We start from the raw sequence: 24,423 nt of genomic DNA, 5'->3' as shown, positions 1-24,423 counted from the left end.
ACGGCCGGGGCCTGCCACGCGTAGACGACGTGTAGCCGGGCGCTTCGGGCGCGGGCCTGTTCGATGGCGTAGCCCATGGCCTCCGCCGCGTGCTCGGAACCGTCGAAACCCACGACGATCTCGCCATGCGGTGTCGACGGAGGGTGGTGCACGATGATGACCGGCCCGCTGGCGTGCGCGGCGACGCCGAGGCCGACGGAGCCGAGCACGAGTCCGGTGAAGCCGCCGAGCCCTCTGCTGCCGAGCACGATGCAGTCGGCGGACTCGGACTCGCCGTTCAGCGTCTCGATCACGTTCCCGGCCAGCATGGCCGGGGTGACCTCCACGCCGGGTGCCCGCTCTCGGGCACGCTCCACGACTGCGGCAACCATCTCCCGGCAGTAGTCGGTGCCTTCCGCGTAATGAGCCCCGAACTGCTCACATATGTGCACGATCCGCAAAGACTGTCCACGACGTGAGGCGTCATCGGCCGCCCAGTCCACGGCATCCCCCGCCGACGCTGACCCATCCACACCAACGACGATCCGACCAGTCATCTCGATCCCCTCCCCCGATGTTACGACGGGCTCCGCCTGCGAAAGGCAGCTGCCCCGTTCCCTGAGTAGCCCCCGAACTCGCAGGCCAGCCGACCATCACCACGCACCCGCAGCAGGTGGTCGCTTGGGACTTCATTGCCTGAACACGGGTGCCGCCGCACGAGGGGGAGACCTTTCCACCACTTGCCGACGCCGAGGGTGTCTCCGGCGTCGGACATGGCCAGACCGGCCAGGACGACGGCGTAGACGAGATACTCGTCCATGAACGCCCAAAGGAACACCCAGCCGCTGCGGATCGGCGTCGAAACCCGGCTTCGGGTGAACGTCTCGTCCGTGGTGGCGGGTCATTCCGTGTGCCTCGCTTCTGTCGTGCCCTGCAGAGGTTCACCCGTCGTCGGTGCCCTCCAGCACCTCCGACAGGTCGCGGCGGACTGCGATGTTCTCCTCGGACGTGAAGCCCAGACGCATGATCATCTGGGGGTACGTATCCGAGCAGAATTCCTCTCGCAAGAACGCGCGCAGGTGCGGGTTCTCCAAGGCCTGGGTGTGGAAGGCGGCGCTGAGGCCGTACGCCGAGGCGTGCAGCAGGACCGCCTGCAGCGCCTGACCGGCGGCGACCCAGTCTGTGCGGGAGTCACCGGTGGTGGTGACGAGCGCGACAAGGCCGGTGCTGGTACCGGAGGCGGTTTCCGCGCTGTCTCGGCCCCAGTCGTGCGTGCCCGAATAGTCGCGCTGTGCGAAGGAGGAGAACGCGGAGGCCGGCGCGCGAGGGTAGGCCTCGGCCGGGACACCGTCTCCTCGGGTGCTGCCCGGCGGGCGGGCCCACCGGATCAGCTCCAGGGACAGCTTCTGATCCTGCCCTTGCACGAACTGCGCCGCCTCGGTGAGCGCGGCGAGCGCCGCGACCGCCGCCGGGTCCCGGACGGGCGTCAGGGTGGCGGCTTCGCCGGCTGCCTCCCGGACGAGGCCGTCGATCAGCTCGTCGGGCACGGACAGGTCGGCGAAGCCGGCCCGGTGGGTACGGCGACGCTCGATCTCGGCGTGCATGCGGCGAACGACCTCGTCCGCCTCCACGGGTGGGCCCACCCGGACCGTCGCCAGCAGCGCGGGACGATCCGGATCAGGCGACAACCGCGTCACAGGCTCGACGCCTGCGGCTCGCAGCGACAGCCGCAGGTTGAACAGCGCCGCACCGCAGCTGACCAGTAGTTGCCTGCCTTCTTCGTCCGCCGCGCGCAACTGCCGGTCGCGGTCGCAGCGGACGCTGACCTCCTCGCCCTCGATGGCGAAGGACCAAGGCTGGGTGTTGTGCAACGACGGCGCCCAGGTCGCCGCGCGCACCGCTGCCCGGAGAATCATGGTGGTGGTGTTATCTGACGCGCACATCTCACGCCACCTCCTCCTATAGCACCAGAGCATCACCAGCGTCCACTCGCTACCAGGGCCGAAAGACCTCTTCTCAGCAAAGTCCATGCTTGCTTTCGAGGGCGGGGACGATGGCGACCGGACAGCAGGCGTGGTGCAGAGCGGCCCGGGTCACCAGGCCGAGGTGCCCATGACGCCGGCGGCCGACCACCAGCAGCCGGGCCTGGTGCGAGGCTTCGACCAGGACGTTCTTGGCAGCGGTGTTCTCGATCCGCGCCTGGCAGGTCACCGTGGGATATCTGCTCCGCCAGACGTCGAAGCTCTCCTGCAGGGCCTGCTGGTAGGGGGCGAGATCGAGCAGAGGCGGCAGCGCCGTGCCGGCGAACAGCGGCGGCGGGCCTCCGCCATGGATGGCGAGCAGGGGGATCTGCCGCTGTTCGGCCTCGCGAAAGGCGAAGTCGAGCGTCGTGTCGTCGGACAGGCCGACAACGATCGGCCCAGGTTCAAGGTCGACAGGAAGAGGTCCGGGGCCGCGGACGACGATCACCGGGCAGTGCGCGTGCGCGGCCACATGCCCTGCTACCGACCCGATGACCAGCCTGGAAACCCCGCCAAGCCCGCGAGAACCGACCACGACGAGGTCGGCCTCAGCCGACAACGCCACAAGCCGGTCACCCGCCGACCCCTCCCACAGGTCTCCTCGCACGTCGGTGACCGAACTGCTGGCGCGGGCGCATTCCACGCCGTGCCAGAGCACGTGATCGGCGGCCTTGCGTAGGTGCAGGCGGGCGACCTCGCCCGCTTCCCCGTAGGGCCATTGCCAGACGTGTGAGACCGTCAGTGGCAGCTGTCTGAACTCGGCCTCGTCCATGGCCCAGTAGAGTGCCTGCATCGAATAGTGCGAGCCGTCGTAGCCCGCGACGACCCCTCGCGTCGTGGTCATACCGGTGGCTCCCTTCCGATATAGGTCCTCCCGCGTGTTCCTCCTGCTACGGCGGGGTCAGGATTTCTGGGAGCGGACCACCGCGACGGTGCCGCGCGCGTGGTGAAGTACCCCCCTGCTGACCGACCCGAGGAACAACGAGCCGATCGCGCTGCGCCCGTGGGAGCCGACGACGATCAGATCGCACGCGGCGCTGGTGAGCGCGTTGACGGGGTGCGCGTTCTGGACATCCTCGATCAGCGTCACTTCGGGGTGTTTCGCCCGCCATTCGGCGAGCCGCCTGGTGACGATCTCGCGTCCGGCGGCGCGGACCTCGTCCAGATCGTAGGAGATCTCCGGAGCGAAGGCGTGCACCGGAAGCTGCCAGGCGTAGATCGCACGCAGCATGGCGCCACGCAGCCTGGCCTGTTCGAAGGCGTAGCCGAGGGCCGGGTCGCAGGCGTCGGAGTCGTCGACGCCGACCACGATCTCGCCTTGCCGCCCCTGCGGTTCGGCACGCACTACCACCACCGGACAGTGTGCCTGCCCGGCCACCTGCATGGTCACCGATCCGAGCACGGCCCCGGCGAATCCGCCCAGCCCCCGGTTGCCGATGACCAGCTCGCTCACGCCCTGCCCCTGCCCCTGCTCCTGCAGGACAGCCGCGGGCACCCCCTCGATCAGCCGGGTGCTCACCTCCACCGTCGGCTGCCGGGCGCGCGCGGTTGCCTCGGCCGCCTCCAGCACCCTGCTCGCCCCCTTCAGCAGGAGATCCTCCTGGTCGGGAACGGGAAATCTGGTGATGTTGTACGGCCAGCGATCCAGCACGTGCACGATCTTCAGCTCGGCACCCATCCGAAACGCGTCGTCGGCGGCCCACTCGACCGCCGCGGTGCCGGGAGCCGAACCGTCGACGCCCACAATGATCAATGCAGTCATGATGTCCCCTTCCCCCATCCGACTTCTACCCAAAAAGACTCTCCAGGGCCCTTCGTCACCTCTTTATGGCCGGTCATCCTTGATGCTCCGTCTATGCGGAAACCGGCTTCCTCTCGCTGAAGCTGACATCGCAGCTGAGCCGCTAGCCCTGATAGCTAGACCGCCGGCTTCGCCCAGTTACACCCCTCTGACGTGAATTCCACGATGGACACGCCAACACACGTCGCCGACGGCCACGTCCTGTTCCAACACGCCGCTCGCATCTACTGCACGTCGCCACCATTCCCTGCGCCTGAACGAAGCCGACCGAGCCCTAGCAGGCCTGGCTGCCGACCGCGTCGTCGGCGCCGCTGTACTCCACATCGGTGGCTGAGCCGGGCCAACAGCTGCAGGACGCAGACTCTTCGCTCGCGTGAGGTGCTATTCAAAGCACAGGAACGGAGCACCTCCACGGGATGACCACGCCCGGTCTGCTCGACGACCTTGATGTCCGGACGGTGCCGGCCGCAGCCTTGACCGGCATCACGGGGCCCTCCTCCATCTGGCGGCATGCCCTCAGTGCCAGCGCATGCCATACCTCGCCCACGTCACCGGACGGCGACACGGACACGTGAGGGGCTGTCTACCCCTCTGGGCCGTTCACAATGCCGCGAGTTCGGCCTCTCTCTCCTGTTTGGTCACCACATGGGCGTCCGGGCCTGGAAATACGAGGGTCTCGCGCTCGGTCTCCACCCAGCGAACCACGTAAGGCGGAGAACCGTCTGGGCGACGCAGCTCCATGATCACGCCGATCCGCCGAGGCTCGTTGTTGTAGGTGCCCTCGACGACCAACCGGTCGCCTACCGCTGCCTTCATCTCGATATCCCTTCGCCGACCGCAGTCCACCCATCACGACGGACCGGATCATCGGGCAGGTCTTCGGCCGTGTGGGCGTGACCTGCCTCCTCACCATCATGTGCCCGAGCACGAACCGGCCGCAAAGGCGAGTGCCTCACCCCGCGCTCAGTGACCACATCAGGAACGGGGCGGAGGCTCCCATGGCAAGCTGGACGACCGGTGTCGGTGTGAACCTCGGCCGGGATGCCCGAGGTCATGCTGTTTGCCTTGCTGTACCGAATGGGTGCGCATCGCGCTATGAGGACTGTCGCCGAGGATCTCGGCCCTTGCGCTGGAGACCCTTGCGGAGATGGAATACAAAGATATGAAACACCCAGAAGAACATAACTCGCAATTTACCTTTGCGGATTTGTGGGTGTCCGGATGAATTGTCAAGGGCAGGACGGCTGTATCGAACCGGGAGCCATGCCTCAAAGAGATGGCCGACTGACGGACACGAGGCCACAGAAGCCGCTGGACTGGAGGTTTTGGTCATGAAGCAGATCGACATCATCGAAGCCGCCGACTATACCCATGCGTGGGCAGTCCTGTCCGAGCGGGATATTGGCGACCTCACCGAGGTCGGAAATGTACGCCGTAGCGCGATCGACCGTTCGGGGCCGAGTCCTGCAACGGACTGGCGGCGGGCCGGGCGCTGTCTGACTTGGCACACAAGCTGTTCGTCGTCACGGCAGACGACAGCATCCCGCTCGGTGGGTCGGCCACGCCGACCACACCCTGATCACATCCGTTAGCGCGATCATCCGCACCATGACAAAGCCGATCGTCGTCGGCGTCGACGGGTCAGTTGCCTCGCTTCGGGCCGCCGCCTGGGGTGGACAGGAAGCCGCGCTGCGCGATGCGCCGCTGCGCGTCGTGCATGCCGCCTTGCGGTGGGACTACGACGTCCCTCTCGTCCCGCAACCGCTCGGGTGGGGAGCAGGTTCGGAAGCCGCGGCCCGGGAGATGCTTCACCGGGCGACCCTTCACGCGCGAGCGGGCAGGCCACATCTGAAGGTCACCGCCGAGATCCTCGACGGCAGAGCGCAGGAGGCGCTCGTCACCGCGGCTGCGGAGGCACAATTAGTCGTCGTGGGGGACCGAGGCCGAAGTGGACTCCCCGGGCTGCTACTGGGCTCGGTGAGCCAGCACGTCGCCACGCACGCGCCATGCTCGGTGGCCGTCGTCCGGCAACCACAAGCTGGTAGGCATGGGGTGATCGTTGTAGGCGTCACAGGACAGCCCGACCAGGAGCCCGTTCTGGACTTTGCGTTCCGCGAAGCCTCGCTTCGGCACGCCGTCTTGCGGGCCGTACACGCGTGGCGGCATCCCGCTAGGAGGGCACCTGGGGACATCCAGCCTCTCGTCTATGACGTGCAGGGCATAGCCGACGAGGAGGCGCGCCTGCTCGCCGAGGCGATCGCCGGGTGGCGCGAGAGGTTCCCCGACGTGACGCTTGCTGAGCAGGTGATTCACGCGCACCCGGCCAAGGCCCTGAACGAAGCGTCAGCGGAGGCTGACCTCGTCGTCATCGGAGCGCGCAGCGGAACACGGGCTCTGTTCGGACTGGGGGGCACCGCCCATGCCGTCCTGCACCATTCGCACGCGCCCGTGGTCGTGGCGCGGAGCTGACGTCCGCGTCGGAAGTCACGCAAGTGGGCACCATGTCTGTGGCCGAATGGAGGCCAAGGGCCAGTCCAGCAACTCGAAGAGGTCGGGCAACAACGATCCTGAGCGCGGAACTCCTCATCCGAGGATGATCAGTGCGGAAAGCAGGTAGACGGCGATGGACACCAGGTCCTGCACGACAGTGGCCAGCGGTCCCGAGCCGAACGCCGGGTCGAGGCCGAGCCGGTTGAGCAGCCAGGGCAACGCCATGGCCAGCACCGACGCCACCGAGCATGCTGCGAAGAGTGAAACGGCCGCCGTCAAGGCCACCTTGGGGTCGCCGTACAGAAGGGCGAAGGGCAGGAACACGGTGGCCATGACAGCGCCGATGACGAGGCCGGTGACGGTCTCCCCGCGAGCGACGCGGCGGATGGATGCACCGACGGAAAGGCCTCGAACCACGATTGCCTCGGTCTGCGTGCCCACGGCGTCGGCCATGTAGACGACGCCGGGCAGGAAGAAGGCCAAGGTGATGTTGGCGGCCAGCCGTTCCTCGAACGAGGCGACGATCCCTGCCGACAGCATCGCGCCGAGAAGTCCCAGCAGCAGCCACGGAATGCGGTGGGCGAATCGCCTGCGTATCGGTTCCTCCGCGGCGATGCGGGCGATGTTCGAGCCCTTGAGGTAGCCGCCGAGCCTGGCCATGTCCTCGTCGTGTTCCTCGAGCAGGACGCGGAGCAGCCGCCGACGAGGGATCAGCCCCAGGAATCGCCTGTCGGGGCCCACCACTGCGATGCTGCTCTCTCCGTGCTGTACGGCATGCCAGGCGGCGATCTCCTGATCCACGCCTGGAGCCACGGCAGGCGGGTCTCGATCGGCGAGCTCTCCCACCGGGACTGCCTCGCCGACAGCGAGAAGCTGCTCGATACCGACCAAGCCGTACAGCCGCCCCTGCTCGTCGACCACCACGATGTCAGAGGCGCTGTCGAAGCGGCATCCCAGCATCCGCTCACGGGCCTCGCCCGCGCTCACCCTCGGGCCGAACGTGGGTACCCTGGTCACGACATGCTCGGCGGCCGTGCCTGTGAAGGACGTAGCGCCGGTAGACGGGCCGGAGGTCATGGTGCGCGGCCCCGGTCTCTGGTCGGTCGTACGATGCTTCTCATGATTTCAGGCTGTAGCCCAGCCGGGGAGATGGCAAGGTCGGCTGGGCTATTCGGCGCGTGAGCCGCTAAAGACCCACTGACCTGGGAGGAGGAACTCCGCATCCTGCAGACTCCTGGTCGATCTCGCTGACTACGCCGACGAGCCGTCCCGTAGTTCCTGACCGGAGCAGCGATGATGTCGTGCTCATGCAGCGCCGCCACTACCCCTTCCAGCTACTAGGTGTGTCGTCCTTTTCCCACTCCAGCTTGTTGATCACGTTGATCACGCCGTTGACCCGCTGGATCATCCGGGCGGTGATCTCCGAGTCGCTGCGGCGGTCGACGGATCCGCTGAGAGTTACGATGCCGTTCACGACCTTGATGCGAACACTGTCAGCGCTCCCCAGCAGGGCCCTGTCGAGGATCTCTTCTCGCACCTCATGGGCGATGTCGCCGTCCTGCCGCACAAAGACCTTGATCACGTCGTGGCGGCTGACGATGCCCAGCAGGCGTCCCTCCTCATCGACGACCGGCAGTCGCTTTATCCCGTGCTCCTCCATGAGCCGGGCCGCTTCGACCGTCGAGGCACCGGGAGTGATCGTGACGGCAGGGGCGGTCATCAGCGCGGCCGCTGTGTCACCTGCTGCTTTCTTCTTGGCCTTGCGGCCCTCCCAGCCCAGCCGAGCGCGCAGTGGCGGCTGGTATCCCTCGCGGTAGAACTGCTCCCGAAACTCCTCCTTGCGCAGCAGATCTGCCTCCGAGACCACACCGATGACGTGAGCCTCGGCGTCCACCACTGGCACCGCGCTCACCGCATGGGCGATGAGTGTCTCGGCGACGTCTTTGAACGGGGTGCTCCCGTTGACCGACGCGACATCCCTGGTCATGATTTCATTCACCTTCACGCGCATGACCGATCTCCTCTCCGGTGCGGGACATCCGCCCGCCCCCACGATTCCCGGCGGCATTCTCCCCCGTGCTGAACACGACCGCCCCCGGCCGTACATTCAGGATTCCCCAGGTCAGTCCTCAAGGGCTGAGGCCAAGGTCCCTGCTCGCATGCCGAAGGTCCTTTCGCAGTCCCGTACGCGGCCCAGGCGGCGGCTTGGAGCGGGAGCCGAGTTGCCGCTGCCCCTACCTCCGTGAAGAGCGCCGTTTGGTCAGCGCAGGCGGCGGCGTAGCGGTGACGGCCTGGTCTCGGGCGGGGCCAACCTGATTCGCGCGTCGACCGTCGCCGCGCCGCGTTCGGTAACGATGACCGGATTGAGGTCGAGTTCGGCCACTTCGGGCAGATCGTCCAGCAGTCGGCTCACACGGGCGATCTGCTCGGCCAGAGCCTCCACGTTCACTGGGAGAGCGCCGCGGTAACCGTACAGCAGTGGAGCGCAGCGCAGCTCTCCGATCAGCTCGACGGCCGCGGTGACGCTCAGTGGTGGCACCCTGAAGGCGCGGTCGGCCAGCAGGTCGGCGATGACGCCGCCCATGCCGACCATGACGAGCGGGCCGAACGCCGGATAGCTGACGCCGCCGACGATGATCTCCACGCCTGCCGGGAGCTGGGGCTGGACGATCGCGCCCGTCATGTTCTCGATCATGGCTGCCATGGTCGTGTAGGCCTGCCGTACCTCCTCCTGCGTCCGCAAGTTCATGCGGACCCCACCGACGTCGCTCTTGTGCAGGGGGCCCGCGGCCTTGAGTACGACTGGCAAGCCGACCAAGGCGGCCGCCTCGGCGGCGGTCTCGGGGCCGTCGACGGTCACGGACTCGCAGACGGTGATGCCGTAGCAGCGCAGCAGCCGGGCGGTGGCGGTGACGGAGAGCCATCCGTCGGGCTCCGCCCTAACGATCTTCCTGGCTGCTTCGACATCGGCGTCCGGCACCTCCCCGGCCGGTTCCGGTCGCCACTCCGCGTAGCGAACGGCGCGCGCGAGCGCGGCGAGGGCCTGTTCGGGGAAGGCGTAGGCGGGCACCCGTCCGTCGATCAGCTCGCCATGGCCCATGACGCACGCCAGCACGGTCTTCGTCGTCGATCGGGTAGCGGTCGCGATCGCCTCGCGCGTAGCCTCCAGACCATCCCCGAAGGGAGGGGTGTAGACGACGAGCACGGCGTCCACCTCTGGGCTGGCGGCCAGCGCCTCGATGGCGTCGCCAAGCTCCCGCGCGCTCGCCTCGGCAGTGAGGTCCACCGGATTGCTCAGCGCCGCCGCGGGCCCGCCGCGCACCAGCCCCTCAGGTAGTTCGGGAACGATCAGCCCGTACCGCTCGCAGGCGTCGGCTGCCATGGCCTCAGGACCACCGGAATTGCCGACGATCGCCACCCGCCGGCCGCGCGGCAGCGGCTGGGTGGACAGCAGCCTGGCCGTGTCGATGAGATCTTGCAGGGTGTCGAGCCTGATCACTCCTGAGGCGCGTACAAGGGCGTCGACCGCGACGTCCGGCGTGGCGGCGGCTGCGGTGTGCGAGAGCACCGCCCTGCCTCCCGAGGCGGAGCGGCCGCTCTTCACCAGCAGGATCGGTTTCCTGGCCGACACCCTGCGGGCGATGCGGGTGAACTTACGCGGGTTGCCGAACGACTCCAGATACAACGCGATCACCTTGGTCGCGTCGTCGTCCTCCCAGTACTCCAGCAGGTCGTTGCCGCTGACATCCGCTTTGTTGCCGACGGAGACGAAGGAGGAGACGCCGAGTTGGTCCAGCAGCGCCGCGCCGATCGCACCCGACTGCGACATCAGCCCGACAGGCCCCTTGCCCGGGGGCCTGTCCATGAAAGTGGCGTGGAGGTCGACGGCGGTGTTCACGATGCCGAGGCAGTTCGGGCCGATCAGGCGCATGCCCGCCGTTCGGCAGATCCGCAGCAGGTTCTGCTCGGCCTCGAGGCCGCCGTTCTCGGCGAAGCCTGCGGTCAGCACGACAAGCCCCGCGACGCCCGCCTCCGCGCACTCCCTGGCGACCTCCAGCACGTGCGCCGCCGGAACGGCCACGACGGCCAGATCCACTTCACCGGGTACGGCGAGCACGCTCTTGTAGGACGTGGCGCTCCTGGGGTTGATCGGGTAGACAGGTCCGTTGAAGCCGCCCTTGACGAGGTTGTTCATCACCCGATGCCCGACCGCGCGGGGATCTCGGCTGGCACCGATCACCGCCACCGAGCGCGGGGCCAGCACTCGAGTGATTGAAGCACGCTCGGCGGCGTGATCCCGCGCATCGATCGTGGCCTCCAGTCGGGCGGTCGGCAGAAGCGAGATGCGGATCTTTGTGATGCTGCCGTCGACGCGCTGTCTGACATCCAGGCCAAGATCGTCCAACACGTGCAGCATCCGTGTGTTCTCCGACAGGACCTCGGCGCTCAACTCCTTGGCGCCGTGCTCTCCGGCGTCCAGGGCGGCGTGCTCGAGGAGCAACGTTCCCAGGCCGTTGCCCTGGGCGGCATCGTCGATCAAGATGCCCAGGTCAACGACGCCGTCGCCGATGGGGATGCACTCGACGACCGCGACCAGGCGGCTCTTCGTGGTGGCGACGAGCGCGTGGCCGCCGTACCCGTCATCGGTGATCTTGTCCATGTAGGCGTGGGCCGTGCCGCTGCCACCGGAAAAGAAACGCAGGTACGCGGACTGCTGCGAGGATCTGTCGACCAACTCGTGCAGTGCCTGCCTGTCGGCGGGAACGAGAGGCCGTACGTGCGCAATTCCTCCATCGCGCAGCAGCACATCAAAGCCATCATTCATACTGAACCTCTCCCTGTTTGCCATCGCGGCGTCCGCAGCCTGAGTAGTTCGAAGCCCTTGCCGACAGCGTGGCAGGCGACCTCGTCCTGCTCGAGGCGGGCGATAGGTTCCCCGTCGACCTGGAACTGGACGAGGTCCACGCCTTGGCGATCATCGAGTCAATGCCGACAACCCGGCTCAGGGAGACAGCTCGCCGGCGGGGATGTTCGTCATGAAAGGCGAGGCCGAGGCCACCAGGGGTGCGTCAGGAACCGGTCAGGTCGCGCTGCAGACGGGCGGCCTCGAGTGCCTGCTCGAGTCCTCTCGTCTGCTGCTCCAGCCTGCTCACCCTTGCCCTGAGGGCGGCGAGTTCGGCTTCGAGCGGGTTGAACATGTGATGGCCGATAGATCGGGCCATGATCAGTTCTCCTCTATCGGTGGATCCGTGTACGGGAGACCACAGCGCTCTCGATCCTCATCGAGGAGCGCCTTACACCGGGTCTCCAGTTACAGAGTCATCTACCCCTGAGGCGAGCATAAGGACCGAAGGTCCCTGAAACGCTGCCGATGGCCCCTACCGCGGGCCGATCCTCCAATGCCCCTGCCGGGCCGCCCGGCGCGCGCAATGGGACGAGGAGGCGGCCAGCAGCCCCCCGGGCTCGACATTCCCCCACCGATACCCGTGTGCTGGAACAGGACGATCCGGCCGGAACCCAGCCCCGCGTAGGCGCGTAGCGCTCACCCAGCCCGCTGCAGTTGAGCCTCTCCGTCACGCTGACGCGCTGAGCGTGAACGAGTCGACCATCACACACTGGTTTACGTCCTTCTGCCGGGGATTTCAGCACGAGTCCCTGCTGAAGTGGCACCTGGCTGCACGCTCGCGCGCAGAGCATCCGCCGAGGCACGAGCCACCCGAACCGGCCCATTGTGGATCGAGCGGCAGTCCGACGCCAGTGATGTCAGCGACCTTGAGGTGCAGTATGTGCAGCCGCTGGCGGAGTTCGTCATCGAGGGTGTCATCCCGGTGAGAAGGGAGGGGGACGTGCACTTCATGATCAACTCGTTGATCTGGTGCGTGCACGAATTCGTCCTCAGCGGGGTGTTCGACGCGGCAGGACGGCGGCGCGGCCCTGACGATCCGCGCGCTCTCAGCCGCTTCCGCGCTCACATACACCACATGATCCACCGAACCCTCGGGCTCCCCGGCTCCCCCCCTGAGCCGCTCACGTTCTTCTGCCGTCGGGACCACTCGAAGGTGCGCGTGCACCCGGCGGGCGACGGTTCACGCGAGGCGTCCGCGGTGGCGCGGCATGTATGCCTGGCGACAGGATCGCCGTCGATATGCTCGCTTCACCAATTACGAAATTTCGCAAGTGACAACCTCATCATGTAGGTTCCTTGGGGTGGGATCGACGATTAGGGGTGCTATGAGCGGGTCTTTCGCGCATGCGGTCAGGGAACGGGCACGACGGGCGGCCTCCGCGCTGGAGTCGGCCCGCCTCGGCGACGACGTCAACGTGCTGATGCTGGCCGAGGCGGAGTGGGAGCACGTGACGCGGCTGGCTCGCACGCACGGTGTGTCGATCGACCTGGGTGCGGCCGATCCGGGCGAAGGGACGGCCGTGTGATGTCGGTGCCGTTGTATCAGGCGAAGGCGGAGCTGTTCCGGCTGCTGGGCCACCCGGTCCGGATCCGGGTGCTGGAGCTGCTGCAGGACGGGCCGATGCCGGTGCGGGACCTGCTGGCCGCCATCGAGGTGGAGCCGACCGGACTGTCGCAGCATCTGGCGGTGCTGCGACGCTCGGGGATGACGGTCGCGCACCGCGACGGTTCCACCGTGGTCTATGCCCTGGCCGGCGGTGACGTGGCCGAGCTGCTGAGCGCGGCCCGCAAGCTGTTGACGCAGATGCTGACTGGGCAGAACGAACTGCTGAGCGAGCTGATTCAGGCGGAGGCCCGCGCCTCGTGAGCCCCGTGTTTTCCGCTGGCTGGGCCCGCGTGCGTGGTGTGCTGCCCGAGCGCGGTGAGTTGGCCGCGATGGGCCGTCGTCCGCGCCGTGACCTGCTGGCCGGGCTCACGGTGGCGATCGTGGCGTTGCCGCTGGCGCTGGGGTTCGGCATCTCCTCGGGCATGGGCGCCGAGGCGGGCCTGGCCACCGCGGTGGTGGCCGGAGCGCTGGCGGCGCTGTTCGGCGGCTCGGGGTTGCAGGTGTCGGGGCCAACCGGGGCGATGACGGTGGTGCTGGTGCCGATCATGCACGCCCATGGCGCCTCCGGCGTGCTGATGGTCGGCGTGCTGGCCGGGCTGCTGCTCATCGCCCTGGCGCTGGGCCGCGCGGGCAAGTACATGGCCCTGGTGCCGGCCCCGGTGGTGGAGGGCTTCACGATCGGTATCGCCTGCGTGATCGGCCTGCAGCAGGTCCCCGCCGCCTTGGGGGTGCCGGCCCCGGAGGGCGACAAGGTCGTGGTCGTGGCCTGGCAGGCCGTCCAGGAGTTCCTCACCCAGCCGCAGTGGTGGCCTGTGGCCGTCGCCCTGATCGTGGCCGCGGTGATGCTCGCGGGGGCGCGCCGGTGGCCTACCGTGCCTTTCTCCCTGCTCGCCGTGGCCGCCGCCACCCTCCTCGCGGAGCTGGCCGACCTGCCGCTAGGCCGTATCGGGGAATTGCCCGCCGGTTTGCCCGCCCCCTCGCTGGCCTTCCTGGACGTGAGCGCGCTGAGCTCGCTGCTGGCCCCGGCCGTCGCGGTCGCCGCCCTGGCCGCGCTGGAGTCGCTGCTGTCGGCCGCCGTGGCCGACGGCATGAGCGTCAACCACAAGCACGACCCCGACCGCGAGCTGTTCGGCCAGGGCCTGGCCAACCTCGTCGTCCCGCTGTTCGGCGGTGTCCCGGCCACCGGTGCCATCGCCCGTACCGCGGTCAACGTCCGCTCCGGCGCCTCCTCCCGGCTGGCGGCCCTGGCCCACGCGGGCATCCTGGCGGTGATCGTGTTCACCGCCGCCGGCCTGGTCGCCCGTATCCCGCTGGCGGCGCTGGCCGGCGTCTTGCTGGCCACCTCGGTGCGGATGGTGGAGGTCGGCTCGGTCAAAGCCATGATGCGCTCCACCCGCGGCGACGCCGTCGTCCTGGTGCTCACCGCGATCGCCACCTTGGCACTCGACCTGGTTCAGGCCGTCATCCTCGGCCTGATCGTGGCCGGCGCGCTGGCACTGCGCGCCATCGCGCGTGACGTCCGCCTGGATGCGATGCCGCTGCGCCCCGACCTGCCCGGCGACCACACCGAGCAAGAACACGCCCTGCTCGCCGAACACATCGTCGCCTACCGCCTGGACGGCCCGTTGTTCTTCGCCGCCGCCCACCGCTTCCTGCTGGAGCTGTCCGAAGTCGCCACCGTCTCCGTGGTGATCTTGCGCATGTCCCGCCTCACCACCATCGACGCCAGCGGCGCCCTGGTCCTCGGCGACGCCATCCAGCGCCTGGAACACCGCGGCATCACCGTCTACGTCTCCGGCATCCGCGACGGCCACCACCAGCCCCTGCACGCCCTCGGCGTCATCGCCCGCCTCGACGAGGCCGGCCGCGTCTTCGCCACCACCCCCGAGGCCATCGCCGCAGCCCGCGACCGGCTCCAGCACACCGGAGTCCTGCCCGCCTCCACCACCTCCCCTTCGTCGGCCGCGGGCGGGGCCCCGTAGGCGCCGGTCAGGAACATGCGGAGCTCTCCCGCAGCAACGTCATGGCCTGGTGGGCTATCTCCCACTCCTCGTCGGTCGGGATGACGAGCACGGTGACCTCGGCGCCGGGTGGTGAGACCGCGGGTTCGCCCGCTGACCGGGATTCGTTGCGTGCCGGGTCCACGGTGATGCCCAGGCGGTCGAGCCCGGCCAGCGCCGCCGCCCGGACCTCGGCGTCGTGCTCGCCCACCCCTCCGGTGAAGACGATCGCGTCCACCCGGCCGAGCACCGCGTAGTAGGCGCCGACGTACTTGCGGATGCGATGGCAGTACACCTGGCGGGCGAGCAGCGCGGCTCGAGGCATCCGGGCAGAGCGGGGTCCACGTCACCGGAGCGGGTGCCCATCCCCAGGCCTTCCATGGGGGTCAGGCCCATGGAGGTCTCGACGCTCTCGCCCGCGGCCACGGCGGTCGCGCTCGCGCCGTTGCCCAGATGCAGGACCACCAGGTTGGTACGCCTCAGATCGTGTCCCAGCATCTCGGCCTCCGGCGCAACGTGGCTCGGGACGCCTCCGGGGAAGGAGAACTGCCGGAACAGCCGCCGCATGCCGTCCGCGTCCTGGGTGATCTGCGGATAGCGCTCGGAGTAGGTGCCCCTAGCCAGGCGTGGGCGACCGCGGCGGGCCCGCCGTGTCCCGGGCCCACGACGTAGATCATGTCCTGGTCGCGTTCGGTGATGATCCGATTGAGGTGCGCGAATCAGAAGTTGAGTCCCGGGGTGGTGCCCCAGTGGCCGAGCAGGTGCGCTTTGATGTGCTCGGGTGCCAGCGGCTCGGTCAGCAACGGATTGCGCTGAAGGTAGATCTGCCCCACGGACAAGTAGTTCGCAGCGCGCCAGTACGCATCGATGGCCTTCAATGTTCCGCCCCTTCCTGATGAAGCCGGATGTGCTGTTTCAGCGCACCTCAAAGCAATGGGGGCACGATCACGAGGTCGTCCTTCTCCGGAGTCAGCTCGGATATGACGTCAACGACGCCTTCGATGCTCCACCAAGCGGACCGCCTGAGAGGTCCACTCGACCGTGCGACGGCCCACTCGACCGCCGCGGCACCGGAAGCCGAACCGTCGAACGCCCACAACGATCAATGCAGTCATGGTCTCCCTCTTTCCTCCATCCGACTCCTACCTGAAACGACTCCCCAGGGTCCTTTGCCGCCTGTTTCGGATCGGTCGTCCCTGGTTTCCGCTTCCGCATGGCTTAGCCTTGGAGAAGTGAGCGCCATCGACCTGAACTGCATCGACGCCGTGGTGTTCGATACCGACGGGGTCGTCACCGACACCGCGCGCGTGCACGCCGCGGCGTGGAAGCACGTCTTCGACGCCTTCCTGCGCGGCCGGTCAGCGCCGTTCGACGAGCACGACGACTACCTGCGTCACGTCGACGGCCGCCCGCGCACGGACGGCGTGCGCGCATTCCTCGCCTCGCGCGGCATCACGGTGCCCGAGGGCGGGCCGGACGACGAGCCCGGGACGCCGACGGTATACGGCCTGGCGCTGGCCAAGGACCTGCTCTTCACCGAGCGGATCGACCGGTACGGCGTCAGCGCCTTTCCTTCCACGGTCTCATTGGTGCGCGAACTGCGCCGCCGCGGCTGCCGTACCGCGGTGGTGTCGGCTAGCAGGAACTGCCGCAAGGTGATCTCCAAGGCGGGCCTGGCGGAGCTGTTCGACGTGACGGTCGGCGGCGACGACGCGGCCGCGCTCGGTCTGGCGGGCAAGCCGGATCCCGCCCTGTTCCTGCGGGCCGTGCGCCTGCTGCGGCTGCCTCCAGGCCGCGTCGCGATCGTCGAGGACGCCCTGCCGGGCGTCGAGGCGGGCCGACGCGGCGGCTTCGGCCTCGTCATCGGGGTGAACCGATCGGACCGGGCAGCCGCGCTCCGCGACGCGGGCGCCGACGTCGTGGTGAGCGACCTGGCCGAACTGGCCGTCCGCGGACGAGTGCCGGCAGGTGCCCGATGAACCCTTGGAAGCTCACCTACCTGGGCTTCGATCCCGCCTCCGAAGGCGTCCGCGAGACGCTGTGCACGCTGGGCAACGGCTACTTCGCCACGCGCGGCGCGACCGCCGACGGGGATTTACGCAGCCCGGGAACCTACGTCGCGGGCTGCTACGACCGCCTGCACTCCACCGTGGCGGGGCGGGAGGTGACGAACGAGGAGATGGTCAACTTGCCGGACTGGCTGCCGCTCACCTTCGCCACGCCCGGCTCCGACCGCTTCCGTCCCGAGGAGGCCCGCCTTCTGCACTATCGCCAGGAGCTGGACATGCGGCACGGCCTGCTGCATCGGTCGCTGCGCTACCAGGACGAGCACGGCCGTGTCACCTCGGTGCGGCAGCGCCGCCTGGTGTCGATGGCCGACCCGCACCTGGCCGCACTGGAGACGACGTTCACCGCGGAGAACTGGTCGGGACCGCTGCAGGTGAACTCGACGCTGGAGGGCAGGATCACCAATGTGGGCGTGGCCAGGTACCGCGACCTGCGCGGCGACCACCTGACCGACCACACCACCGGTCAGCAGGACGGCCTCACCTGGCTGAGCGTACGCACGCGCACGTCGGGAATCACGATCACACTCGCGGCCAGAACCGAACCCGGGCCCGCGAGCGAGATCTCGGCGCAGCAGGACCGGATCACCGAGCGGCACGTCATCGCGCTGCGCCGACACCGGCCCGCCACCTTCACCAAGATCATCGCGGTGGCGACCTGCCGCGATCACGCCCCCTCCCCCGCCCAGCGGCTGGCAAGGCAGGCGCCCGCCTTCCCCGAACTGCTGGAACGCCACCGCCAGGCCTGGAACCGCCTGTGGGAGCGAGCCCGGCTCGACGTGGACGGACCCGAGGTGTCGCAGATCGTCCGGCTGCACGTCTTCCACCTGCTGCAGACCCTCTCCCCGCACGCCGCCGACCTCGACGTGGGTGTACCCGCGCGCGGCCTGCACGGCGAGGCCTACCGGGGACACGTGTTCTGGGACGAACTGTTCGTCCTGCCCTGGCTCGACCTGCGTTTCCCGGAGATCTCCCGCGCGCTCCTGCGCTACCGCTGGCGGCGGCTGCCCGAGGCGAGGGCGGCCGCTCGGGCCGCCGGTCACGCCGGCGCGATGTTCCCGTGGCAGAGCGGCAGCGACGGCCGTGAGGAGACACCGGCCTTCCATCTCAACCCCGCTTCGGGGCACTGGCTGCCCGACCACTCCCATCTGCAAAGGCACGTCGGGCTGGCTATCGCCCGCAACGTGTGGCGCCATCATCTGAGCGTGGGCGACACGGCGTTCATGACGGAGTTCGGCGCCGAACTGCTGGTGGAGATCGCCAGGTTCTTCGCTTCGCTGGCCGTGCTGGACCCGTTGTCCGGCCGCTACGAGATCCGCGGCGTCATGGGGCCCGACGAATACCACGACGCCTACCCCGGAGCGGCGGCCCCCGGCCTGGACAACAACGCCTACACCAACATCATGACCGTGTGGCTGCTGACGCGCACCCTGGAGGTGGCCGCCGCCGAGGTCACGTCTGCCGAGCGGACCCGGTGGCAGGACATCGGGCGCCGGATGCGGGTCGACTTCCACGATGGCGTGATCAGCCAGTTCACCGGCTACGGCGACCTGAGGGAGCTCGACTGGGAACGCTACAAGGGCGTCCGCCGCCTGGACAGGGCATTGGAGGCCGACGGCGACCACGCCAACCACTATCGCGTCTCCAAGCAGGCCGACGTCCTCATGCTCTTCTACCTTCTCCCCTCCGAAGAACTGCTGGAGATCCTGAGCCGGCTCGGCTATCCGGCCGACCCCGGCCTGATCCCCCGCACGATCGACTACTACCTGCGGCGCACCTCCCACGGCTCGACACTCAGTGCCGTGGTGCACGCCTGGGTACTGGCCGGAACCGACCGCGCCACCTCCTGGCAGTACTTCACCGAGGCGCTCATCAGCGACGTCGAGGACGTGCAGGGCGGCACCACCGCCGAAGGCATCCATCTGGGCGCCATGGCCGGCAGCCTTGACCTGCTCCAGCGCTGCTACCTCGGCCTGGACATCCGTCCGGACGGGCTGCAACTGGACCCCCTGCTACCCGACCGGCTCAGCACCGTGGCGCTGCCGATCCGCGTGCGCGAGGCGACCCTGATGATCGAGGCCGACTCGCACGGAGTCCTGGTGAGCAGGGACGAGAGCGGGCCCGAACTTCTCCGCCTGCACGTGTACGGCCAGGCCGTGCATCTGGGCCGTGGCGAGAGCCGTACCTTCACCCGCGAACAGAGGACAAGCCGATGACCGCGAGAAGATCCACACCCGGCGACCTGGGGCGGCGCATCACCTACCATCGCGAGCGCTTGGGACTGAGCCCTGGGCAGCTGGCCGAGCTCGCGGGGATGGACCCCGGGTTCGTCGAGTATGTGGAGAGGAATCCCTCCCAGGTCAGCGAGGGAACGCTGCTCAGGCTGGCCGCGGCGCTGCAGACCAGCCCAGACGCTCTGCTCGGTGGCGGCATGGACCGGCCACTCGGCGAGAGAGCCTATGCCGCGGCCAAGCCCAGGCTCGAGAAACTGGACGAGCAGGAGTGCCTGCGATTGATCGCGCCGGGCGGCATCGGCAGGATCGCGTTCGGCGGCCTGCGCGGGCCCACCGTGCTCCCGGTCAACTACCGGCTGCACGACGGCGCCATCGTCTTCCGCACCCAGGAGGGCGGCCCCATGGACGACGACCTGCGCACCGGGCTCAAGGGACTGGAGTTCAAAGTCGGATTCGAGGTCGACCGCATCGACGAGGCCGCCCACACGGGATGGAGCGTACTGATCCAAGGAGCCGCCCACCATGTGACCGAGGAAGAGCTGCCCGCCATGGTCGATTCCGGCGTAGCACCTTGGGCAGGCGGCGTCCGGCGACTCTACATCCGGATCGTCCCGCAGCAGATCACCGGCCGCCGGATACACAGCCTGTGAGGTCTCACGGCCGCCGTTCACGCTCTGGCGCTGGCTCCGCTTCAAAACTTGGCCAGTTGCTTCGCACGCGCACTCGCTAGCCGAGCCGCCACTGGGGTCAGCCGGGCGACGGCGGCCAGGCGCGTCCCTGCTCTCGGTGCCGTCGCGAAGTCCCTCGCTTCGTCAGCCGCACGGCGGTGACCTTGTATTCGGGGCACGACGTCACGATGTCCGCGCTGTCGGAGGTGAGCGTGTTCACCCCGCTGGAAGGGAAGTGAAAGGAGCAGAAGAGCTGGCCGGGTACAACCTCGTCGCTGGTCTTGACGACCAACTCGGCGTGGCCGTGGCGGCTTTCCACCGTGACGGGGGCGCCGTCGCGCAGTCCGTACCGGGCCGCGTCCGCGGGGTGGATGTCGAGTTCGTCCACGGGGTCGAGGTGGAGGTTGTCCGTGCGCCTGGTCATGCCGCCGGAGTTGTAGTGCGCCCATCGCCGTCCGGTGATCAGGATCAGCGGGTACCGGTCGTTGGGCTGCTCACCGGGCGGCAGGTACGGGGCGGCGCTGAGGTGGGCCCGGCCGTCAGGCGTCGCGAACCGCTGCCGGTAGAGCGTGGCCTCCCCCGGGCCGTCGACGTCCGGGCACGGCCAGGCGATGGCTCCTTCGCGATCGAGCCGCTCATGCGACAGCCCGGCGAAGGCGGGGGCGAGGCGTCCGCACTCGGCCAGCGCCTCCGCAGGTGTCCGGCAGCCCAGATCGGCTCCCAGCGCGGTGGCGAGGGCGTGGAAGACCTCGAAGTCGGTTCTGGCCGCGTCGGGTGGGGGGACGGCGGCGCGCACCCGCTGGAAGCGGCGGTCGAAGTTGACGAAGGTGCCGTCCTTCTCCAGCCACGACGCGACCGGCAGCACGACATCGGCTCGGCGGGCGGTCTCCGACAGGAACAGCTCGTTGCAGACGACGAGCGGGCAAGCTTCCAGGGCCCGGGCGACCTGTGTGGCGTCCGGGTCGGTGGCGCACACGTCCTCGCCGACGATCCACAGCGCCCGCAGTTCCCCGGCGCGAGCGGCGGCGAACATCTCCGGGATCCGCAGGCCGGGCCGGACCGGGACCGGCGCACCCCACACAGTCTCAACCCTGGCTCTGGCCACGGGGTCGTTCACCTTGCCGTATCCAGGCAGGAGGTCGGGCAGCGCACCCATGTCGGAGGCGCCCTGGACGTTGTTCTGGCCGCGCAGCGGGTTGACCCCGAAGCCGCGACCGGTTCCTACGGCTCCGCGCAGGATCGCGAGGTTGGCCAGGGTGCGCACCCCGTCGGTGCCGTGCAGGTGTTCGGTGACTCCGAGGCCGTAGACGATGGCCGGTCGCTCGGCCCGGCCGTACAGCCGGGCGGCGGCGATCAGGTCCGCTGCGGGCACGCCGGTGATGGCGGCGACCCGGTCTGGCGGGTACCCCTCCAGCAAGGTGGTGAGTTCTGCCAGGCCGGAGGCACGGCGACGCAGGAACTCTTCGTCGATCAGGCCTTCGGCGAGGAGCACCTGTGCCAGGCCGTGGAACAGTGCGACGTTGGTGCCCGGCCGCGGACGCAGGTGCACATCGGCGTAGCGGGCCAGACCGACCGCTCTGGGGTCGGCGACGATCAGCCGCGCCCCGCGCAGGACCCGCTGGAGCAGGCGTGCGCCGACCACCGGGTGCGCCTCGATCGGGTTGGCGCCCACCAGCAGCACGCAGTCGGCGGTCTCGACGTCGTCGAAGCGGTCGGTGCCACCGGACAGGCCGAAGGCGGCGGTCAGCCCGGCGGCCGAGGGGGCATGGCAGAGCCTGGAGCAGTTGTCGACGTTGTTGGTGCCGATCACCACCCGCATGAACTTCTGGATCAGGTAGTTCTCCTCGTTGGTCGCCCGGGCCGAGGAAATCGCCGCCACAGCGTCCGGGCCACCCGCGGCGACGGCGGCCCGCAGTCCGCGAGCGACGTGGTCGAGCGCTTCGGGCCAGCTCACCGGCTCCAGGCGGTCGCCGCGGCGTAGCAGGGGCTGGGTGAGGCGTTCGGGCGAGCGGAGGAAGCCGTACGCGAAGCGGCCCTTGACGCACGCGTGGCCGCGGTTGACCGGACCGTCGTGATCGGGCAGGACCGCGGTCACCTCACCATCGCGGGCGAGCACCTCCAATGAACAGCCGACGCCGCAGTAGCCGCAGGTGGTGCGGGTACGCGCCGGCGCGGGTGTCCTGCCGCCCACCGGCAACCCCGGCTCGGTGAGCGCGCCGGTGGGGCAGGTGTCGACGCAGCCGCCGCAAGCGACGCAGTCGGAATCGGCCCACAGCCCGCCGGTGCCCGGCGCGACCACGGTGTCGGCTCCCCGCCCGGTGAGGGTGAGAGCGAAGGTGCCCTGCACATCCGAGCACATGCGGACGCAGCGACCGCAGGCGATGCACAGATCCCTGTCGAGCCGGACGTAGGGGTGACTGTCGTCACGACCTCGCCCACCACGACCTTGGGCGGCCTGCGGGGTGATCCCCATCGAACGGCAGACCCGCGCCAGCTCGCCGTCCTCCAGGGCATAGGGCGGCAGGGCCGAGACGATCAGCTCCACCGCCTGCCTGCGCAGCGTTCGCAGGTCCTCGGCGGCGACCTCGATGACCGCGCCCTCGGTCACGGGGGTCACGCACGCTGCCACCACGTGCCCACCCGATCTGACCAGGCAGGTACGGCAGGAGCCCGCCTCGGGCAGCCGTTCGTCGTGGCACAGCGAGGGCAGCTCGAGGCCCGCCGCACGCACAGCGGACAGCATCGAGGCGTCATCACCGAGCCGGACGGTGACGCCGTCCACTTCGACCTTCACCGCTCCCACCTCGCCATCCGGTCACCGTAGGCACGGGCCAGGCTGCGCACGGCGGCGGGAACCCGCCTTCCGAAGGCGCACAGGCTGGCGGCGTCCATCACACGCAGCAGCCGTGGATACTCCTCGCCGGGCCCTGCTCCGGCGGAGGCGATCTCCAGCCCTCGCCGGGAGCCCACGCGGCAGGGAGAGCAGGCCCCGCAGCTCTCCGCGGCGGCGAACTCCCACAGGTGCCGCAGCAGCTGCTCCGGTTCCACCCGCTGGTCGAAGGCGACCAGACCGGCATGCCCCAGCGCCGCGCCACAGCCCGCCAACCCGGCTTCCGACAACGGCACCTCCAACTGATCGGCTCCCAGGAAGCCGCCCAGAGGGCCGCCCACCTGCACGACGCTGAGCCGCGCGCCGTCTCGCAGACCGCCACCCAGTTCCATGACGATGTGCCGCACCGGCGTGCCGAGTTCGACCTCGTAGCAGCCCGGCCGGTCGAACCGCTCCGACAGACAGACCAGTTTCGTCCCCGCCTCATCCGCCGTGCCGCGACGCGCATAGGCGTCCCCGCCACTCCGTACTATCCACGGAACGGCGGCCAGCGTCTCGACATTGTTGACCACGGTCGGCGCGTCCCACAGACCCCGCTGAGTCGGGTACGGCGGGCGTGGCCGCGCGCACCCGCGCTCGCCTTCCAGCCCCGCGATCAGGGCCGTCTCCTCTCCCGCCACGTAGGAACCGGCGCCCGCCACAACGTCGATGTCCAGATCCACATCACTGCCGTGTATCATCCGCCCCAGGTGCCCGTCGGCGTACGCCTGTTCGATCGTTTCCCGCATGCGTGCGAGCGCCCGCGGGTACTCCGAGCGCACCAGCACCACGGCGCGGCGCGCTCCGCAGGCGAAGCAGGCTAGCGCCAGCCCCTCGATCACGCGAGCGGGGTAGGTCTCCATCAGCAGCCGGTCGGCGTACGAGCCTGGGTCTCCCTCATCACCGTTCACCACCACCACCGTCTCGGGAGAGCCGCCCGCGGCCGCCCACTTGGCGGCCACGAGGAACCCGGCGCCTCCCCTCCCCCGCAGACCAGAGGCGGCCACCTCGGAGAGGATCTCCCGCCGTTCACGCCTCACCACCACCTCCGGCCATGTCCGCCACGGTGGATCATCCGCGAGCACGACCGGATCACCGGTGGCGTCGGCGGCCGGAATCTCGGGATCACTCGGGCGAGCCAGGCCGCGAAGCTGATCGGCCAGCGCCGGACCGGTACAAGCGGTCTCGCCGTCCAGACAGGCAGGGCCCGCGTAGCAGTAGCCGAGACAGCGAACGATCTGCAGGGAGACCCCGGCCTGGGAATCGGCGCTGTCCGCGGCGACCCCCAGAGCGGTTTCCGCCTCGGAAACGTGCCGGCCACCACTCGCCGCGAAGCAGGCCGCAGCGTCGCAGACCCGCACGTGGCGAGCACTGTGCGGGGCGGCCAGGTCGGCGTAGAACGTGGCCGGCCCCAACCCGGCGGCAGACGGCAGGCCAAGCCGCCTGGCCACCTCAGGCCCCCACACCTCCGGACCGCCCCGCCCGAGCACTGCGGCCTCCGACAGCGACTCCAGCAACCTGGTACCCGGCCGCCCGCGCCGTTCGGCCAGCAGACGAAATGCATTGGTTCGGCCCATACTGGCCATCTTGACCACAGATCTTCGAAGTCGTGATCGAGCGCAGGCCATCATTGCGTCAAGCCGCCAGATCGTGCACCCGCCGAACGTGTCCCGCTTCGCAGGTCGGCATGGCGCGCGTGTGAACATGTAGGGATGGCGGAGATGATGACGGCCTGGGTCGTGCGGCGGCCCGGCCCCATGGCGACTCGGCCGCTGGAGCGGGT

20 protein-coding genes and 1 pseudogene are annotated in these 24,423 nt (G+C 69.1%); 8 read left to right on the top strand and 13 right to left on the bottom strand.

Annotated elements, in window-relative coordinates:
- From ABZ911_RS40540 to ABZ911_RS40520, 5 genes are all read right to left on the bottom strand, one after another.
- On the bottom strand, positions 1-536 hold a 536-nt coding region (locus ABZ911_RS40540), incomplete at its 3' end, for a universal stress protein (protein WP_358069123.1).
- A gap of 384 nt (positions 537-920) precedes the next feature.
- Positions 921-1,895 carry a hypothetical protein gene (locus ABZ911_RS40535; protein WP_358069120.1) on the bottom strand — a complete coding sequence of 325 codons (975 nt, stop codon included), beginning with the start codon at positions 1,893-1,895 and terminating at the stop codon, positions 921-923.
- Positions 1,896-1,995: 100 nt separating this feature from the next.
- Complete coding sequence (locus tag ABZ911_RS40530; protein ID WP_358069117.1) at positions 1,996-2,844, bottom strand: universal stress protein; 849 nt, start codon at positions 2,842-2,844, stop codon at positions 1,996-1,998.
- 57 nt (positions 2,845-2,901) lie between these two features.
- Complete coding sequence (locus ABZ911_RS40525; protein WP_358069114.1) at positions 2,902-3,762, bottom strand: universal stress protein; 861 nt, start codon at positions 3,760-3,762, stop codon at positions 2,902-2,904.
- Positions 3,763-4,401: 639 nt separating this feature from the next.
- Positions 4,402-4,617, bottom strand: coding sequence for a DUF1918 domain-containing protein (locus ABZ911_RS40520; RefSeq protein WP_358069112.1), 216 nt, complete (start codon positions 4,615-4,617; stop codon positions 4,402-4,404).
- Between the two features lie 792 nt (positions 4,618-5,409).
- On the opposite strand from ABZ911_RS40520, the gene ABZ911_RS40515 reads away from it, so the two are divergent.
- Positions 5,410-6,270, top strand: coding sequence for a universal stress protein (locus ABZ911_RS40515; RefSeq protein ID WP_358069109.1), 861 nt, complete (start codon positions 5,410-5,412; stop codon positions 6,268-6,270).
- 114 nt (positions 6,271-6,384) lie between these two features.
- On the opposite strand, the gene ABZ911_RS40510 is transcribed toward ABZ911_RS40515, so the two are convergent.
- From ABZ911_RS40510 to ABZ911_RS40495, 4 genes are all read right to left on the bottom strand, one after another.
- The gene (locus tag ABZ911_RS40510; RefSeq protein WP_358069106.1) at positions 6,385-7,278 is read right to left on the bottom strand and encodes a magnesium transporter; all 894 of its coding nucleotides are present in this window, start codon (positions 7,276-7,278) and stop codon (positions 6,385-6,387) included.
- Positions 7,279-7,612: 334 nt separating this feature from the next.
- Complete coding sequence (locus ABZ911_RS40505; RefSeq protein WP_358069103.1) at positions 7,613-8,302, bottom strand: CBS domain-containing protein; 690 nt, start codon at positions 8,300-8,302, stop codon at positions 7,613-7,615.
- 249 nt (positions 8,303-8,551) lie between these two features.
- Entirely contained in the window at positions 8,552-11,116 is a 2,565-nt protein-coding gene (locus ABZ911_RS40500; RefSeq protein ID WP_358069100.1) for a GNAT family N-acetyltransferase, read from the bottom strand.
- A 244-nt stretch (positions 11,117-11,360) separates the two neighbouring features.
- Complete coding sequence (locus ABZ911_RS40495) at positions 11,361-11,513, bottom strand: hypothetical protein (RefSeq protein ID WP_358069097.1); 153 nt, start codon at positions 11,511-11,513, stop codon at positions 11,361-11,363.
- Positions 11,514-12,020: 507 nt separating this feature from the next.
- Between ABZ911_RS40495 and ABZ911_RS40490 the strand changes: the two genes are divergently transcribed.
- The 4 genes from ABZ911_RS40490 to ABZ911_RS40475 all read left to right on the top strand — a co-directional run bounded on the left by ABZ911_RS40490 (position 12,021) and on the right by ABZ911_RS40475 (position 14,785).
- Positions 12,021-12,488: a hypothetical protein gene (locus ABZ911_RS40490; protein WP_358069094.1), complete on the top strand. Its 468-nt coding sequence runs from the start codon at positions 12,021-12,023 to the stop codon at positions 12,486-12,488.
- A gap of 34 nt (positions 12,489-12,522) precedes the next feature.
- Entirely contained in the window at positions 12,523-12,723 is a 201-nt protein-coding gene (locus tag ABZ911_RS40485; protein WP_358069091.1) for a hypothetical protein, read from the top strand.
- On the top strand, positions 12,723-13,064 hold the full coding sequence (locus ABZ911_RS40480; RefSeq protein WP_358069088.1) for a metalloregulator ArsR/SmtB family transcription factor: 342 nt from the start codon (positions 12,723-12,725) through the stop codon (positions 13,062-13,064). The genes ABZ911_RS40485 and ABZ911_RS40480 overlap by 1 nt, the downstream gene beginning before the upstream one ends.
- Positions 13,065-13,132: 68 nt before the next feature.
- Positions 13,133-14,785: a SulP family inorganic anion transporter gene (locus ABZ911_RS40475; RefSeq protein WP_358069126.1), complete on the top strand. Its 1,653-nt coding sequence runs from the start codon at positions 13,133-13,135 to the stop codon at positions 14,783-14,785.
- A gap of 7 nt (positions 14,786-14,792) precedes the next feature.
- On the opposite strand, the gene ABZ911_RS40470 is transcribed toward ABZ911_RS40475, so the two are convergent.
- On the bottom strand, positions 14,793-15,128 hold the full coding sequence (locus ABZ911_RS40470) for a hypothetical protein (RefSeq protein ID WP_358069085.1): 336 nt from the start codon (positions 15,126-15,128) through the stop codon (positions 14,793-14,795).
- 65 nt (positions 15,129-15,193) lie between these two features.
- Positions 15,194-15,681 (bottom strand): annotated as a pseudogene (locus ABZ911_RS40465) (phosphoketolase); the annotation flags it as partial.
- 354 nt (positions 15,682-16,035) lie between these two features.
- Here ABZ911_RS40465 and ABZ911_RS40460 point away from each other — a divergent pair.
- The 3 genes from ABZ911_RS40460 to ABZ911_RS40450 are packed head-to-tail and all read left to right on the top strand — an operon-like array spanning position 16,036 to position 19,753.
- Positions 16,036-16,782 carry an HAD-IA family hydrolase gene (locus ABZ911_RS40460; protein ID WP_358069082.1) on the top strand — a complete coding sequence of 249 codons (747 nt, stop codon included), beginning with the start codon at positions 16,036-16,038 and terminating at the stop codon, positions 16,780-16,782.
- A complete protein-coding gene (locus ABZ911_RS40455) occupies positions 16,779-19,085 on the top strand; it encodes a glycosyl hydrolase family 65 protein (protein WP_358069079.1) in 2,307 nt (768 codons plus the stop codon). Before ABZ911_RS40460 ends, ABZ911_RS40455 begins: the two co-directional genes overlap by 4 nt.
- Entirely contained in the window at positions 19,082-19,753 is a 672-nt protein-coding gene (locus ABZ911_RS40450) for a pyridoxamine 5'-phosphate oxidase family protein (protein WP_358069076.1), read from the top strand. The genes ABZ911_RS40455 and ABZ911_RS40450 overlap by 4 nt, the downstream gene beginning before the upstream one ends.
- 97 nt (positions 19,754-19,850) lie before the next feature.
- Here ABZ911_RS40450 and fdhF read toward each other — a convergent pair whose 3' ends face one another.
- Positions 19,851-22,565 carry a formate dehydrogenase subunit alpha gene (gene fdhF / locus ABZ911_RS40445; protein WP_358069073.1) on the bottom strand — a complete coding sequence of 905 codons (2,715 nt, stop codon included), beginning with the start codon at positions 22,563-22,565 and terminating at the stop codon, positions 19,851-19,853.
- Positions 22,562-24,217: an NADH-ubiquinone oxidoreductase-F iron-sulfur binding region domain-containing protein gene (locus tag ABZ911_RS40440; protein WP_358069070.1), complete on the bottom strand. Its 1,656-nt coding sequence runs from the start codon at positions 24,215-24,217 to the stop codon at positions 22,562-22,564. The genes fdhF and ABZ911_RS40440 overlap by 4 nt, the downstream gene beginning before the upstream one ends.
- Positions 24,218-24,423: the final 206 nt, after the last annotated feature.

It is taken from the genome of Nonomuraea sp. NPDC046570 (assembly GCF_040645915.1).
GTDB lineage: Bacteria > Actinomycetota > Actinomycetes > Streptosporangiales > Streptosporangiaceae > Nonomuraea.
This window is presented reverse-complemented; position numbering and strand designations above follow the sequence as displayed.

Bases quoted from the DNA above. Each gene is read 5' to 3' on its own strand.
- ABZ911_RS40500 (WP_358069100.1), bottom strand. From the start codon at position 11,116: ATGAATGATGGCTTTGATGTGCTGCTGCGCGATGGAGGAATTGCGCAC.
- ABZ911_RS40530 (WP_358069117.1), bottom strand. From the start codon at position 2,844: ATGACCACGACGCGAGGGGTCGTCGCGGGCTACGACGGCTCGCACTAT.
- ABZ911_RS40470 (WP_358069085.1), bottom strand. From the start codon at position 15,128: ATGCCTCGAGCCGCGCTGCTCGCCCGCCAGGTGTACTGCCATCGCATC.
- ABZ911_RS40440 (WP_358069070.1), bottom strand. From the start codon at position 24,217: ATGGGCCGAACCAATGCATTTCGTCTGCTGGCCGAACGGCGCGGGCGG.
- ABZ911_RS40450 (WP_358069076.1), top strand. From the start codon at position 19,082: ATGACCGCGAGAAGATCCACACCCGGCGACCTGGGGCGGCGCATCACC.
- ABZ911_RS40505 (WP_358069103.1), bottom strand. From the start codon at position 8,302: ATGCGCGTGAAGGTGAATGAAATCATGACCAGGGATGTCGCGTCGGTC.
- ABZ911_RS40475 (WP_358069126.1), top strand. From the start codon at position 13,133: ATGGGCCGTCGTCCGCGCCGTGACCTGCTGGCCGGGCTCACGGTGGCG.
- ABZ911_RS40520 (WP_358069112.1), bottom strand. From the start codon at position 4,617: ATGAAGGCAGCGGTAGGCGACCGGTTGGTCGTCGAGGGCACCTACAAC.
- ABZ911_RS40525 (WP_358069114.1), bottom strand. From the start codon at position 3,762: ATGACTGCATTGATCATTGTGGGCGTCGACGGTTCGGCTCCCGGCACC.
- ABZ911_RS40495 (WP_358069097.1), bottom strand. From the start codon at position 11,513: ATGGCCCGATCTATCGGCCATCACATGTTCAACCCGCTCGAAGCCGAA.
- ABZ911_RS40485 (WP_358069091.1), top strand. From the start codon at position 12,523: ATGAGCGGGTCTTTCGCGCATGCGGTCAGGGAACGGGCACGACGGGCG.
- ABZ911_RS40515 (WP_358069109.1), top strand. From the start codon at position 5,410: ATGACAAAGCCGATCGTCGTCGGCGTCGACGGGTCAGTTGCCTCGCTT.
- ABZ911_RS40455 (WP_358069079.1), top strand. From the start codon at position 16,779: ATGAACCCTTGGAAGCTCACCTACCTGGGCTTCGATCCCGCCTCCGAA.
- ABZ911_RS40535 (WP_358069120.1), bottom strand. From the start codon at position 1,895: ATGATTCTCCGGGCAGCGGTGCGCGCGGCGACCTGGGCGCCGTCGTTG.
- ABZ911_RS40480 (WP_358069088.1), top strand. From the start codon at position 12,723: ATGTCGGTGCCGTTGTATCAGGCGAAGGCGGAGCTGTTCCGGCTGCTG.